14 protein-coding genes are annotated in these 13,470 nt (G+C 56.5%); 7 read left to right on the plus strand and 7 right to left on the minus strand.

What is annotated here, in order from left to right; all coding sequences use genetic code 11:
* The first annotated feature begins 3 nt into the window (after window positions 1–3).
* The 5 genes from pcnB (at window position 4) to panD (ending at window position 4,116) form a co-directional block, all read left to right on the plus strand.
* Window positions 4–1,401 (plus strand): polynucleotide adenylyltransferase PcnB, encoded by a 1,398-nt coding sequence (pcnB, locus tag ABLU78_RS05785; RefSeq protein WP_072060217.1) that lies wholly within the window; start codon window positions 4–6, stop codon window positions 1,399–1,401.
* Entirely contained in the window at window positions 1,398–1,877 is a 480-nt protein-coding gene (gene folK, locus ABLU78_RS05790; protein ID WP_048230141.1) for a 2-amino-4-hydroxy-6-hydroxymethyldihydropteridine diphosphokinase, read from the plus strand. The genes pcnB and folK overlap by 4 nt, the downstream gene beginning before the upstream one ends.
* Window positions 1,878–1,997: 120 nt before the next feature.
* Window positions 1,998–2,789: a 3-methyl-2-oxobutanoate hydroxymethyltransferase gene (gene panB / locus ABLU78_RS05795; protein WP_015368198.1), complete on the plus strand. Its 792-nt coding sequence runs from the start codon at window positions 1,998–2,000 to the stop codon at window positions 2,787–2,789.
* A gap of 11 nt (window positions 2,790–2,800) precedes the next feature.
* Entirely contained in the window at window positions 2,801–3,655 is an 855-nt protein-coding gene (gene panC, locus ABLU78_RS05800) for a pantoate--beta-alanine ligase (protein WP_015368199.1), read from the plus strand.
* 80 nt (window positions 3,656–3,735) lie between these two features.
* Window positions 3,736–4,116 carry an aspartate 1-decarboxylase gene (gene panD, locus ABLU78_RS05805; protein ID WP_015368200.1) on the plus strand — a complete coding sequence of 127 codons (381 nt, stop codon included), beginning with the start codon at window positions 3,736–3,738 and terminating at the stop codon, window positions 4,114–4,116.
* Between the two features lie 34 nt (window positions 4,117–4,150).
* On the opposite strand, the gene ABLU78_RS05810 is transcribed toward panD, so the two are convergent.
* From ABLU78_RS05810 to ABLU78_RS05825, 4 genes are all read right to left on the minus strand, one after another.
* Window positions 4,151–5,404 (minus strand): polysaccharide deacetylase family protein, encoded by a 1,254-nt coding sequence (locus tag ABLU78_RS05810; protein WP_046883565.1) that lies wholly within the window; start codon window positions 5,402–5,404, stop codon window positions 4,151–4,153.
* A 56-nt stretch (window positions 5,405–5,460) separates the two neighbouring features.
* On the minus strand, window positions 5,461–5,901 hold the full coding sequence (locus tag ABLU78_RS05815) for a PTS sugar transporter subunit IIA (RefSeq protein WP_015368202.1): 441 nt from the start codon (window positions 5,899–5,901) through the stop codon (window positions 5,461–5,463).
* Window positions 5,902–6,024: 123 nt separating this feature from the next.
* Entirely contained in the window at window positions 6,025–6,795 is a 771-nt protein-coding gene (locus ABLU78_RS05820; RefSeq protein ID WP_015368203.1) for an ABC transporter permease, read from the minus strand.
* Window positions 6,792–7,718: an ABC transporter ATP-binding protein gene (locus ABLU78_RS05825; protein ID WP_015368204.1), complete on the minus strand. Its 927-nt coding sequence runs from the start codon at window positions 7,716–7,718 to the stop codon at window positions 6,792–6,794. Before ABLU78_RS05825 ends, ABLU78_RS05820 begins: the two co-directional genes overlap by 4 nt.
* A gap of 106 nt (window positions 7,719–7,824) precedes the next feature.
* Between ABLU78_RS05825 and can the strand changes: the two genes are divergently transcribed.
* Window positions 7,825–8,487: a carbonate dehydratase gene (gene can, locus ABLU78_RS05830; RefSeq protein WP_015368205.1), complete on the plus strand. Its 663-nt coding sequence runs from the start codon at window positions 7,825–7,827 to the stop codon at window positions 8,485–8,487.
* A 57-nt stretch (window positions 8,488–8,544) separates the two neighbouring features.
* On the opposite strand, the gene hpt is transcribed toward can, so the two are convergent.
* Window positions 8,545–9,081, minus strand: coding sequence for a hypoxanthine phosphoribosyltransferase (gene hpt / locus ABLU78_RS05835; RefSeq protein ID WP_015368206.1), 537 nt, complete (start codon window positions 9,079–9,081; stop codon window positions 8,545–8,547).
* A gap of 19 nt (window positions 9,082–9,100) precedes the next feature.
* Window positions 9,101–9,205, minus strand: a complete 105-nt coding sequence (locus ABLU78_RS05840) for a hypothetical protein (RefSeq protein ID WP_161801955.1) — start codon at window positions 9,203–9,205, stop codon at window positions 9,101–9,103.
* A 78-nt stretch (window positions 9,206–9,283) separates the two neighbouring features.
* On the opposite strand from ABLU78_RS05840, the gene ABLU78_RS05845 reads away from it, so the two are divergent.
* Window positions 9,284–11,674 carry a glucose/quinate/shikimate family membrane-bound PQQ-dependent dehydrogenase gene (locus tag ABLU78_RS05845; protein WP_348820246.1) on the plus strand — a complete coding sequence of 797 codons (2,391 nt, stop codon included), beginning with the start codon at window positions 9,284–9,286 and terminating at the stop codon, window positions 11,672–11,674.
* Between the two features lie 78 nt (window positions 11,675–11,752).
* Here ABLU78_RS05845 and cueO read toward each other — a convergent pair whose 3' ends face one another.
* A complete protein-coding gene (cueO, locus tag ABLU78_RS05850) occupies window positions 11,753–13,348 on the minus strand; it encodes a multicopper oxidase CueO (RefSeq protein ID WP_048230140.1) in 1,596 nt (531 codons plus the stop codon).
* Window positions 13,349–13,470 lie beyond the last annotated feature (122 nt).

Raw genomic sequence — 13,470 nt, forward strand, 5'->3', positions numbered from 1 at the left:
ACCATTTTTACCCGAGTCGCTAATTTTTGCCGCAAGGTGCTAAGCCGTGAAGAGCGCGAGGCAGAGGCTGCCGCCGTCGAACAAACGCATATGACGGTGATCCCGCGTGAACAGCATGCAATTTCCCGCAAAGATATCAGTGAAAACGCGCTCAAGGTGCTCTATCGACTGAACAAGGCGGGCTACGAAGCTTACCTGGTCGGCGGCGGCGTTCGCGACCTGCTGCTGGGCAAGAAACCAAAAGATTTTGACGTCACCACCAGCGCGACCCCGGACCAGGTACGTAAACTGTTCCGCAACTGCCGCCTGGTGGGCCGTCGCTTCCGCCTGGCGCACGTGATGTTCGGGCCGGAAATCATTGAGGTCGCCACCTTCCGCGGCCATCACGAAGGCCACACCAACGACCGCGTCACCTCCCAGCGCGGCCAGAACGGCATGCTGCTGCGCGATAACATCTTCGGCTCTATCGAAGAGGATGCCCAGCGCCGCGACTTCACCATCAATAGCCTTTATTACAGCGTGGCGGACTTCACCGTACGCGACTACGTTGGTGGAATGCGCGATCTGCAGGAAGGGGTGATACGCCTGATTGGCGACCCGGAAACCCGTTACCGTGAGGATCCGGTGCGCATGCTGCGCGCGGTTCGTTTCGCCGCCAAACTGCATATGCGCATCAGCCCCGAAAGCGCCGAGCCAATCCCACGTCTGGCTACCCTGCTGCACGACGTACCGCCGGCGCGTCTGTTTGAAGAAGTGCTGAAACTGCTGCAGGCGGGTTATGGTTATGAAACCTACCAACTGCTGCGCGAATACAGCCTGTTCCAGCCGCTGTTCCCGACGATCACCCGCTACTTCACCGAGCGCGGCGATAGCCCGATGGAACGCATCATCATTCAGGTGCTGAAGAACACCGATAACCGCCTGCATAACGATATGCGCGTTAACCCGGCATTCCTGTTCGCGGTCATGTTCTGGTATCCGCTGCTGGAAATGGCGCAGAAAATCGCGCAGGAGAGCGGGCTGGCCTATTACGACGCCTTCGCGCTGGCAATGAATGACGTGCTGGATGAAGCCTGCCGGACGCTGGCGATCCCTAAACGCATCACCACCCTGGTGCGCGACATCTGGCAGTTGCAGCTTCGTATGTCCCGCCGTCAGGGCAAACGCGCGTGGAAACTCATGGAGCATCCGAAGTTCCGCGCCGCCTATGACCTGCTTGAACTGCGCGCTGGCGCCGAGAACAACCACGAACTGCAGCGCCTGGCCAAATGGTGGGGCGAGTTCCAGGTGGCCGCGCCGCCGGAACAGAAAGATATGCTCAACGACCTCGGCGACGATCCGGCTCCGCGCCGCCGCCATCGCCGCCCGCGTAAACGCGCGCCGCGTCAGGGTAACGCATGACCCTGGTCTATATCGCCATTGGCAGTAATCTCGCCTCGCCGCTCGAACAAGTGAATGCGGCTATCCGCGCGCTGGCCGACATTCCGGACAGCCGCGTGGTGAGCGTATCTTCACTGTACCGTACGCCACCGCTGGGGCCACAGGATCAGCCTGACTATCTCAATGCCGCCGTCGCGCTTGAAACCTCGCTCGCGCCAGAAGCGCTGCTCGATCACACTCAGCGCATCGAACTGCAGCAGGGGCGGGTGCGCAAAGCCGAACGCTGGGGGCCGCGTACGCTGGACCTCGACATCATGCTGTTTGGCGACGCAATCATTAACAGCGAGCGTCTGACGGTGCCGCACTACGATATGAAAAATCGCGGTTTTATGCTCTGGCCACTGTTTGAAATCGCCCCGCAGCTCCACTTCCCCGATGGCCTCGCCCTTCGCACCGCGCTGGAAAATCTGGGCGCCGAAAAGCCTGCCATCTGGTAACCCCTACTCCCTTTTTTAGCATTTACGGCGATAGTGGTAATCGGTTGCCCAAAATCATTGCCCCCCTGAATGCTGCTGTTAGAATGCCGGTTAATATGACTTTCATCATCAGGAAACGTTATGAAACCGACCACCATTGCCCTGCTGCAGAAATGCAAACAGGAGAAAAAGCGCTTCGCCACTATCACCGCCTACGACTACAGCTTCGCTAAGCTTTTTGCCGATGAAGGCATTAACGTCCTGCTGGTGGGCGATTCGCTGGGGATGACGGTACAGGGCCACGACTCCACGCTGCCGGTGACCGTTGACGATATCGCTTACCATACCCGTGCTGTGCGCCGCGGCGCGCCGAACAGCCTGCTGCTCGCCGACCTGCCGTTCATGGCCTACGCCACGCCGGAGCAAACCTTCGAAAATGCCGCCGTCGTGATGCGCGCCGGCGCCAATATGGTCAAACTTGAAGGCGGCGCCTGGCTGGCTGATACCGTCAGGATGCTGGCAGAGCGCGCGGTACCGGTTTGCGGTCACCTCGGCCTGACGCCGCAGTCGGTCAACGTGTTCGGCGGCTATAAAGTTCAGGGCCGCGGCGATGCGGCGCAGGCGCTGTTTGATGACGCGTTAGCCCTGGAAGCGGCCGGCGCCCAGCTGCTGGTGCTGGAGTGCGTGCCGGTAGAGCTGGCAAAACGCATCACCGAAGCGCTGACGATCCCGGTTATCGGCATCGGCGCAGGCAACGTGACCGACGGGCAAATTCTGGTGATGCATGACGCTTTCGGGATCACCGGCGGTCACATTCCTAAATTCGCGAAGAATTTCCTCGCAGAAGCGGGCGACATCCGCGCCGCGGTACGGCAGTATATTGCCGAAGTCGAATCCGGGGCCTATCCGGGCGAAGAACATAGTTTCCATTAAGGAGTCTTGTTGTGCTGATAATTGAAACCCTGCCGCTGCTGCGCCAGCATATCCGTCGTTTACGCCAGGAAGGCAAGCGCATTGCGCTGGTTCCCACCATGGGCAACCTGCACGATGGCCATATGAAGCTGGTCGATGAAGCCAAAGCCTGCGCGGATGTCGTGGTGGTCAGTATCTTCGTGAATCCGATGCAATTTGACCGCCCGGACGATCTGGCGCGCTATCCGCGCACCCTGCAGGAGGATTGCGAAAAGCTGAACAAGCGCAAGGTCGACTTTGTCTTTGCTCCGGCGCCGGCGGAAATTTATCCGCAGGGTACTGAAGGACAGACTTTCGTTGACGTTCCTGGCCTGTCGACCATGCTGGAAGGCGCCAGCCGCCCTGGCCACTTCCGCGGCGTCTCGACCATTGTCAGCAAACTGTTCAACCTGGTGCAGCCGGATGTCGCCTGCTTCGGCGAGAAAGATTTCCAGCAGCTGGCGCTGATCCGCAAAATGGTCGCCGATATGGGCTACGACATTGAGATCGTCGGCGTGCCGATCATCCGCGCTAAAGACGGCCTGGCGCTGAGCTCGCGTAACGGTTATCTGACCGCCGAGCAGCGTAAAATCGCCCCCGGTCTGTACAAAGTGCTGAGTACGGTAGCGGGCAAACTTGCCGCAGGCGAGCGTAACCTTGAGGAAATCATTGCCATCGCCGAGCAGGAGCTCAATGAATCAGGTTTTCGTGCCGACGATATCCAGATCCGCGATGCCGACACTCTGCTGGAGCTGACGGAAGCCAGCAAACGCGCGGTGATCCTGATGGCAGCATGGCTGGGCCAGGCGCGCCTGATTGATAACAAAATCGTCGAGCTGGGCCAGTAGCCTGGAACGAAAAATCGGGTTATTTTCTCAAAGCGGATGCCGTGTCCGCTTTGCTACATAAAGGTTGGAAGGTAGAAGTTATGATGCGTAATATGCTGCAGGGCAAGCTCCATCGCGTTAAAGTCACGCAGGCTGACCTGCATTACGAAGGTTCCTGCGCCATTGACCAGGATTTCCTCGAAGCGGCCGGTATTCTGGAAAATGAAGCCATTCATCTGTGGAACGTGACCAACGGTAACCGTTTCTCAACTTATGCGATCGCCGCCGAGCGTGGTTCGAAGATTATCTCCGTCAACGGCGCTGCGGCGCACTGCGCAAGCGTGGGCGATATCCTCATTATCGCCAGCTTCGTGACCATGTCTGACGAAGAAGCCCGCACCTGGCAGCCGAAAGTCGCCTATTTCGAAGGCGATAACGAAATGAAGCGCCAGGCGAAAGCCATTCCGGTGCAGGTTGCCTGATTCTTACGGCGCTGCGCTCAGCCGCAGCGCCGGTTTATCCTTGCGGCTGATTACTGATAAGCCGCGACATCGTCTCCAGCGAATCGGTACGTAAGATATACAACCGCTTCAGCAGGAACGGATTATCCCCCGGTTTCACCTTCCCTCTCACCGTCGTTACCGCCAGATGAAAACCGGCATCGTTCGCCGCCTTGACCGCCGTGGCGTTATAGCCGCCGAACGGATACGAAAGATACAGCACGTGCGGATTAAACTGACTCAGCGCCCGCCGGGAACGCTCGAAATCAAAGAGAATGTTGTGATAATTCCGGCTGAGCAATATCGGGTGACGGGCGGCATCGACCCGGTGCAGAAAATGGGTATGCGACTGCACATCAAACACGTCCTGAATCTGCCTGAGCTCAGAGATACTCATAAACTGCAGCGATTTCGGATCCCACTTTTGCGGATGACGTTTGATCCGCGATGAGATAATAAACGCCGTCGCGTGGAAGCCGTACTGCTTGAGGATCGGATAAGCGTAGCGATTCACCGACTTGAGGCCGTCATCAAAGGTAATCACCACCGAGCGCGCTGGCAGATTGATTTTGTTACGCAGATACCCTTCCAGTTGATACATCGTTAGGGTGGTATAACCCTGGTCTCGCAGCCAGGTCATCTGGTTACTGAAAGCGCGCACCGAAGTGGTGGTGGAGGTATGGCGAAAACGGCTATTTTCTTCATCACGCAGAATATGGTGATAAGTCAGTAGCGGAATGCCGTTATCCTCCTGCGCATCCAGACTACTCACCCACGCCAGCCGGTTGCCGATACGAATCTGATACCAGGTCTGATTAAGGCGATCTTTCAGCTTGCTGATAATGGGATAGCGCAGGTTATTCGCTAATGTACCAAACGGCGGGCTACCCACTGATGGCGCATCGTATACCGGCGTATCTTTCCAGGTCAGCAGGTTCTGGTTGCTCAATGGCTGGCGTAAATCGCCCAGGCTATCCTCAACCCGTTTTGCGCCTTGCACCGCCCCCAGATGTCCTTTATCAATAAAGCCGGTACCGAAGCCGAAATTGAATTCATAATAGTCTGCCGTGGTCGGCACCACGGCAAGGATCTGCCCGGCGCGAACGTTGCCGACGCTCACCACATGGTTGCCGACCTGCGCCCAGATATCGGCATCTTCCGTGACTTGCATATAGCGTGCGGGAACGCCCTGCTGGCTGAGCAGGCTGGCGGAAACGCTGGCTGATGCCAGAAAAAGGAACAATGTAATGACTCGGGCAAACATGCGCATCGAACCGGTAAACCTGAATGCCGCCATTGTAACAAAAGCGGCATCAATGCTAATGCCTAATTTCCGAACGTATCATGCAGGAGACGAAAAGGCGGATTTTTTTGCTGCTGATGCCACAGGCTGCTCACCGTGGGGCCTCCGGCGCTAACGATAGCATTACGGAAGGCATCACTGCTGAGGGTATAGCGCTGTAAATACATTTCTTCCAGCAATGGATAGCGAATGCCGGAAATCACTTCACAGTGGGTGTGTTTGTGACTCATCAGCGCGGCGGCGCGATACGGCGCGGCACCGGTTTTATCGGTGAGAAAAATCACCCCATCGCCGCAGTCGGTGGCATGCAGCGCGTCGCACATCATGCGGCTCAGCATATTGACGCTCAGATTACGCCAGTAATTCACCGCCCGGCATTGCGCCAGCGGGCCAAACTTTTTCTCCAGACGATCCAGCATCTCCTGCGCCAGTTCATCATGGCAGGTAATTACCCAACCTAACATCGCCTACCTCCTTAGCAGGCAAACAATTTAGCAGGGCAAGCGTTGAGATGGGGTGATGGGTATCAAAAATTACCGCTTAGCGCCCCGCCACAGTGAAATTAGCGGGGGCGCTAACAGAGAGGATTAGCTACGCAGGCCGCGCCCGCGCTGGATCAGATACCAGCACAGAATATAGAAGGCCACGATAAACACCACCAGCACGCCAAAGGTGGTCGCCAGCGGGACGTCATGAATGCCGAGGAAGCCAAAACGGAAGCCGCTAATCATGTAGACGATCGGGTTCAAATGCGACAGCGCCTGCCAGAACGGCGGCAACAGCGTCAGCGAATAGAACACCCCGCCAAGATAGGTCAGCGGCGTCAGCACGAAAGTCGGGATCAGGCTGATGTCGTCGAAGGTTTTCGCAAATACCGCATTGAGCAGGCCCGCCAGCGAGAACAGGATTGCCGTCAAAATCAGCGTCAGGGCGACGAACAGCCAGGAATGAACCTGGAACGGGACGAAGAACAGCGAGATAGCCGTAACCAGAATCCCGACGCACAGCCCGCGCGCCACCCCGCCGCCGACGTAACCGGCGATCACCACGTGGGTTGGCACCGGCGCCACCAGCAGTTCCTCAATGTTGCGCTGAAACTTGGCGCTGAAGAACGACGAGGCGACGTTGGCGTAGGCGTTGGTGATCACCGCCATCATAATCAGCCCCGGCACGATAAACTGCATGTAGGTAAAACCGTGCATCTCGCCGATCCGTGAGCCGATCAAATTGCCAAAGATGACGAAATAGAGGGTCATGGTGATCACCGGCGGCACCAGCGTCTGAACCCAGATACGCATAAACCGGTGGATCTCTTTGGTCCAGATGCTTTTCAGCGCGACCCAGTAAAGCTGCATCATGCTGATTCTCCTTTTTTGTCGTGCACCAGCGTGACAAACAGCTCTTCCAGACGGTTGGCCTTGTTACGCATACTTAATACCTGCACGCCCTGGGCGCTTAGCTGGGCGAAAACGCTGTTAATCCCCTGCTCGCGCAGGACTTCAACTTCCAGCGTCGAGGTATCAACCAGCCGGTATTGATATCCATCGAGGGTCGGCAGCGGGCTTTTCGGCGCCAGATCGAGGATAAAGGTTTCCGATTTCAGCTTTGCCAGCAGCGCCTTCATTGAGGTGTTTTCCACCAGCTCGCCGCTCTGGATAATGCCGATATTGCGGCACAGCATTTCCGCTTCTTCCAGATAGTGGGTCGTGAGGATAATGGTGGTGCCTTTATCGTTGAGATCTTTGAGGAACCCCCACATCGAGCGACGTAGTTCGATATCAACCCCGGCGGTGGGTTCATCAAGAATGAGCAGCTTCGGCTCATGCATCAGCGCGCGGGCAATCATCAGGCGGCGCTTCATCCCACCGGAGAGCATACGCGCGCGTTCATTGCGCTTTTCCCACAGATCGAGCTGTTTCAGATACTTTTCGCTACGCAAGATCGCTTCTTTACGCTCAACGCCATAGTAACCCGCCTGGTTAACCACGATCTGCTGTACGGTTTCGAACGGGTTGAAGTTGAACTCCTGCGGCACCAGCCCGAGCTGGCGTTTGGCGTTCACCACATCTTTTTCCAGGTCGTAACCAAATACGTTAACCTGGCCGGAGGTTTTATTAACCAGCGAACTAATGATGCCGATAGTCGTGGATTTCCCCGCGCCGTTCGGGCCCAGCAGCGCATAAAAGTCGCCGGCTTCAACCTGCAGGTCAATGCCTTTCAGCGCCTGAACCCCGCCGGGATAGGTTTTCTTGAGCTGTTTTAATTCCAGAGCAATGGTCATTAAATATCTCTTCTCGTGTCATCACACGTGATGTAATGTTTTCAAAAAGGTGAGCTTACCCTATATTAGCGCAACGCACTTACTTGGTTACAGGCCGTAAACGTCCATGAATGATATAGATACACTCATCAGCAATAATGCACTATGGTCAAAAATGCTGGTGGAAGAGGACCCCGGCTTCTTTGCGAAATTGTCGCAGGCGCAGAAACCGCGTTTTCTGTGGATTGGCTGTTCCGATAGCCGCGTCCCCGCAGAGCGCTTAACCGGCCTGGAACCCGGTGAGTTGTTCGTGCACCGTAACGTTGCCAATCTGGTGATCCACACCGACCTGAACTGTCTGTCGGTGGTGCAATACGCCGTTGACGTGCTGGAAGTCGAACACATTATTATCTGCGGCCACTACGGCTGCGGCGGTGTACAGGCGGCGGTCGAAAACCCGGAATTGGGGCTTATTGATAACTGGCTGCTACACATTCGCGATATCTGGTTTAAACACAGTTCGCTGCTCGGTGAGATGCCGGAAGAGCGGCGTCTGGATACACTTTGCGAACTGAACGTGATGGAGCAGGTATACAACCTGGGACACTCGACGATCATGCAGTCGGCGTGGAAACGTGGACAAAAAGTGACGATCCACGGTTGGGCTTATGGTATTCACGACGGACTACTGCGCGATCTTGATGTCACCGCCGTCAGCCGGGAAACCCTCGAGCAGCGCTATCGCCACGGGATTTCCAATCTCAAGAGCAAGCACGCCAACCATAAATAGCCGCCGCCCTCACCGCCCCGGATAAGGCGCTCGCCCTATCCGGGACCGCAACAATAATTACTCGTCCAGCAGGATCACTTTGCCGACATACGGCAGATGACGATAGCGCTGAGCGTAGTCGATACCGTAGCCCACCACGAACTCATCCGGAATGGCAAAACCGACAAACTCCACCGGGACGTTCACTTCACGACGGCTTGGTTTATCCAGCAGCGTACAGATAGCCAGTGATTTCGGCTCGCGCAGGCTGAGGATTTCGCGCACTTTAGACAGGGTGTTGCCGGAATCGATGATGTCTTCGACGATCAATACGTCTTTACCGCGAATATCTTCATCCAGGTCTTTAAGGATTTTGACATCGCGGGTGGTGGACATGCCGCTGCCATAGCTGGAGGCGGTCATAAAGTCGACTTCATGCGGCACCTGAACCTCACGGCACAGGTCAGCCATAAACATAAATGAACCGCGCAACAGACCCACCAGCACCATTTCGCTGCCGCTGTCTTTGTAGCGTTCATTAATTTGACGACCCAGTTCGGCGATACGCGCTTTGATCTCGGCTTCCGGGATCATCACTTCTACAGTATGTTTCATTAAACTAACCATTTGATTCTTAGGATAAATCTTCAAAGCCGCTGCTTTCACACCGACGTTGACCGGCAAGCGATACAGTATACCAGCAAAACGAAATCTTCGGTGCAGTGAATAATAAAGCCATATTTGTGATTCCGATCACAGTTGTTAAATCCTATAATTAATTGCAGTTAAAAAATTAACAACTGAAGAGTGTCTTTCTATGGCAGAAACAAAATCTCAACAATCACGGTTACTTGTCACGCTGACGGCGCTGTTTGCCGCCTTCTGTGGCCTGTATCTGTTAATCGGTGGGGTATGGCTGGCCGCTATCGGCGGTTCCTGGTACTACCCTATCGCAGGCCTGGTGATGCTGGCCGTCACCGTCATGCTGTTCCGCGGCAAGCGCGCAGCGCTGTGGCTGTATGCCGCCCTGTTGCTGGCAACCATGATTTGGGGGGTATGGGAAGTCGGCTTCGACTTCTGGGCGCTGACGCCGCGCAGCGACATCCTGGTCTTCTTCGGCATTTGGCTGATTCTGCCATTTGTCTGGCGTCGCCTGCCGGTACCCTCCGCTGGCGCCGTGGGCGGTCTGGTTATCGCCCTGTTGATTAGCGGCGGGATCCTGACCTGGGCCGGTTTCAACGACCCGCAGGAGGTGAACGGTACGCTGAGCGCTGACGCGACGCCTGCCGCGCCGATTTCTACCGTCGCCGATAGCGACTGGCCGGCCTATGGCCGTAACCAGGAAGGCCAGCGTTATTCGCCGCTGAAACAGATTAACGCCGACAACGTGAAGAACCTGAAGGAAGCCTGGGTATTCCGCACCGGCGACCTGAAGCAGCCGAACGATCCGGGTGAAATCACTAACGAAGTGACGCCGATTAAAGTTGGCGACACGCTGTATCTGTGTACCGCGCACCAGCGTCTGTTCGCGCTTGACGCAGCCACCGGTAAAGAGAAGTGGCATTTTGACCCGCAGCTGAACGCCGATCCGTCGTTCCAGCACGTGACCTGCCGTGGCGTCTCCTATCATGAAGCGAAAGCGGATAACGCCCCTGCCGACGTCGTCGCCGATTGCCCGCGCCGTATTATTCTGCCGGTCAACGATGGCCGTCTGTTCGCGGTGAACGCCGACAACGGTAAGCTGTGCGAAACCTTTGCTAATAAAGGCATTCTCAACCTGCAGACCAACATGCCGGTGACCACGCCGGGCATGTATGAACCGACGTCGCCGCCGATTATCACCGACAAGACTATCGTCATTGCCGGCGCGGTAACCGATAACTTCTCCACCCGCGAGCCATCAGGCGTGATCCGCGGCTTTGATGTGAATACCGGTAAACTGCTGTGGGCCTTCGACCCGGGTGCGAAAGACCCTAATGCGATCCCGAGCGATGAGCATCACTTCACACTCAATTCACCTAACTCCTGGGCGCCTGCCGCCTATGACGCGAAGCTGGATTTAGTCTATCTGCCGATGGGCGTTACCACGCCGGATATCTGGGGCGGCAACCGCACACCGGAACAGGAACGTTACGCCAGCTCTATCGTGGCGCTGAACGCAACCACCGGTAAACTGGCGTGGAGCTACCAAACCGTACACCACGATCTGTGGGATATGGATATGCCGTCGCAGCCGACATTGGCCGACATTGATGTGAACGGTAAAAGCGTACCGGTGATTTACGCTCCGGCCAAAACCGGCAACATCTTCGTGCTGGATCGTCGTAATGGCGAACTGGTGGTCCCGGCGCCGGAAAAACCGGTTCCGCAGGGTGCGGCGAAAGGCGATTACGTTGCTAAAACCCAGCCGTTCTCCGAGCTGAGCTTCCGTCCGAAGAAAGACCTGACCGGCGCAGAGATGTGGGGCGCCACCATGTTTGACCAGCTGGTGTGCCGCGTTATCTTCCATCAGATGCGCTATGAAGGTATCTTCACGCCGCCGTCCGAACAGGGCACGCTGGTATTCCCGGGTAACCTGGGGATGTTTGAGTGGGGCGGCATCTCCGTCGATCCTAACCGTCAGGTGGCTATCGCCAACCCGATGGCGCTGCCGTTCGTCTCTAAACTGATCCCACGCGGCCCGGGCAACCCGATGGAACCGCCAAAAGACGCGAAAGGCTCCGGTACCGAGTCTGGCGTTCAGCCGCAGTATGGCGTGCCGTTCGGCGTTACGCTGAACCCGTTCCTGTCGCCGTTTGGCCTGCCGTGTAAACAACCGGCATGGGGTTATATCTCGGCGCTGGATCTGAAGACCAACGAAGTGGTGTGGAAAAAACGCATCGGTACGCCGCAGGATAGTCTGCCGTTCCCGCTGCCTGTCCCGCTGCCGTTCAATATGGGTATGCCGATGCTGGGCGGACCGATCTCAACCGCCGGTAACGTGCTGTTTATCGCCGCCACCGCCGATAACTACCTGCGCGCTTACAACATGAGTAATGGTGAAAAACTGTGGCAGGCGCGTCTGCCTGCAGGTGGCCAGGCGACGCCGATGACCTATGAAGTGAATGGCAAGCAGTACGTTGTCATCTCTGCCGGCGGTCATGGCTCGTTCGGTACTAAAATGGGCGACTACATCGTTGCCTATGCGTTACCGGATGACGCGAAATAAAACGCAAAACGGCAACGAAAGTTGCCGTTTTTTTGTTTGCCCCCTCCCCTATGGGAGAGGGCGGCAGGCCGCACAGTCCTAAACGGTGAACCCCAACATCATCCCGGTGTCTTCATGCTCCAGTAGATGACAGTGCGCCATATAGGCAAACTCCCTGGGCGCCTGATGATCGAACTTCACCAGCACTTCACTCACCCCGCCCTCCACTCTTACCGTATCCTTCCAGCCGCGACGATGCGCCGCTGGCGCCTGGCCATTTTCACTCAGAATGCGGAATTGCGTGCCATGAATATGGAAAGGATGCAGCATCATGTCGCCCTTGCCGGAGATCAGCCAGCGCTCGTACTGCCCCCTGGCCGCGGCGAACATCGGCACATTCATATCAAAGGCTTTACCGTTGATACGGTTGGCGTTATGGAAATCGAAGCCCTTATCAGATGAAGCGCCATGTCCCATTCCGCCGCCATGGTTCATATTCTTCATCTGACCGTGATTCATATTGCCCATGTCGCCATGATCCATCATCATCCCATGGTTCATACCGGACATCGCCTGGTCGCCATATTTCTTCATCAGTGCCTGCATTCCCATCATATCGAGCATCGGATCCATCGACAGCTGTAGCGTGCGCTGCGTCAGCCCCTCCAGTGACGGCAGCGCGGGTATCGCCGCCAAAGTATCGGGTAGCTTACCGGATGCCGGGATCAATAGCGGCTGTATACGAAGCACCGGCTGTGGCTTATCAAATGGCGCAATCGCCATCCCCATCTGGCTCACCGGCAGCGTCAGGAGATCAAATGCCTTTCCGTCGCGGGTATCAATCAATACCTCAAAGCGCTCGCCCATCAGTACCGGCAGTTCGCTCACTTTGACCGGTTCCGCCAACAGGCCGCCGTCGCTTGCTACTACATACATTGGGCGGCGATCGCTGGTAGCGAAATTCAGCGAGCGGGCATTACAACCATTAAGCAGACGCAGGCGCAGCCAACCGCGCGGCGGAGCGTGTTCGGGATACAGCGCGCCGTTAGTCAACAGGGTATCGCCAAACCAGCCAACGGCGGCGCTCATGATATCGAGCTGGTAATCTATTTCTCCATTGGCATTGAATCTTTTGTCCTGCACGATCACCGGAACATCATCAATTCCCCACTGCTTCGGCAGCAGTAATTGCCCGCTCTCGACATCTTCAATCAGCACCAAACCCGCCAGCCCCATCGCGACCTGACGGCCGGTTTTACCATGCTGATGAGGATGGAACCAGCAGGTCGCCGCTCGCTGCGTCGGCGTAAAACTCACCGTCCTTGAGGCTCCTGCGGCGATGACGCCCTGCGGGCCGCCATCGACTTCGCCAGGCACTTCTAGTCCGTGCCAGTGGACCGTGGTCTCCTCCGCCAGGCGGTTATGAATATCTACCGTCACCGCTTCACCTTGCTTCAGCTTCAACGCGGGCCCAAGGAGGCTGCCGTTATAACCCCAGGTCGTCGCAAGATGCGGGCCAAACTGCGTCTTTCCGGCTTGAATCGTCAGCGTAATGCGATTGCGCGCGTCGGCGGTCAATAAATCCGGGACCGGCAAAGCCGGACGGCCAGCAGCGAATACCGAACGGCTCCAGAGCGGTAAGGCGCTGACCGCGCCAAGCGCGGCGCTTAATTTGATAAACTCACGACGTTGCATTTTCACATCCTTTTATTCTGCTGGTGAATATTTAAGCTTAAACCCTCCCGCAACGGGAAGGTCAAGCAGAAGCTTGTGAATAAAGCTCTGCGTGGTGTAAAGAAGTATGCTAACTTTGATTG

The sequence above is a fragment of the Klebsiella sp. JN_Kp122 genome (assembly GCF_040062085.1).
Lineage (GTDB): Bacteria > Pseudomonadota > Gammaproteobacteria > Enterobacterales > Enterobacteriaceae > Klebsiella > Klebsiella aerogenes.

Excerpts from the sequence above, each read along its gene's own strand:
- folK (WP_048230141.1), top strand. The coding sequence starts at position 1,398 with ATGACCCTGGTCTATATCGCCATTGGCAGTAATCTCGCCTCGCCGCTC.
- ABLU78_RS05815 (WP_015368202.1), bottom strand. The coding sequence starts at position 5,901 with ATGTTAGGTTGGGTAATTACCTGCCATGATGAACTGGCGCAGGAGATG.
- ABLU78_RS05825 (WP_015368204.1), bottom strand. The coding sequence starts at position 7,718 with ATGACCATTGCTCTGGAATTAAAACAGCTCAAGAAAACCTATCCCGGC.
- ABLU78_RS05845 (WP_348820246.1), top strand. The coding sequence starts at position 9,284 with ATGGCAGAAACAAAATCTCAACAATCACGGTTACTTGTCACGCTGACG.
- ABLU78_RS05820 (WP_015368203.1), bottom strand. The coding sequence starts at position 6,795 with ATGATGCAGCTTTACTGGGTCGCGCTGAAAAGCATCTGGACCAAAGAG.
- ABLU78_RS05810 (WP_046883565.1), bottom strand. The coding sequence starts at position 5,404 with ATGCGCATGTTTGCCCGAGTCATTACATTGTTCCTTTTTCTGGCATCA.
- panB (WP_015368198.1), top strand. The coding sequence starts at position 1,998 with ATGAAACCGACCACCATTGCCCTGCTGCAGAAATGCAAACAGGAGAAA.
- cueO (WP_048230140.1), bottom strand. The coding sequence starts at position 13,348 with ATGCAACGTCGTGAGTTTATCAAATTAAGCGCCGCGCTTGGCGCGGTC.
- hpt (WP_015368206.1), bottom strand. The coding sequence starts at position 9,081 with ATGAAACATACTGTAGAAGTGATGATCCCGGAAGCCGAGATCAAAGCG.
- can (WP_015368205.1), top strand. The coding sequence starts at position 7,825 with ATGAATGATATAGATACACTCATCAGCAATAATGCACTATGGTCAAAA.
- panD (WP_015368200.1), top strand. The coding sequence starts at position 3,736 with ATGATGCGTAATATGCTGCAGGGCAAGCTCCATCGCGTTAAAGTCACG.
- ABLU78_RS05840 (WP_161801955.1), bottom strand. The coding sequence starts at position 9,205 with ATGGCTTTATTATTCACTGCACCGAAGATTTCGTTTTGCTGGTATACT.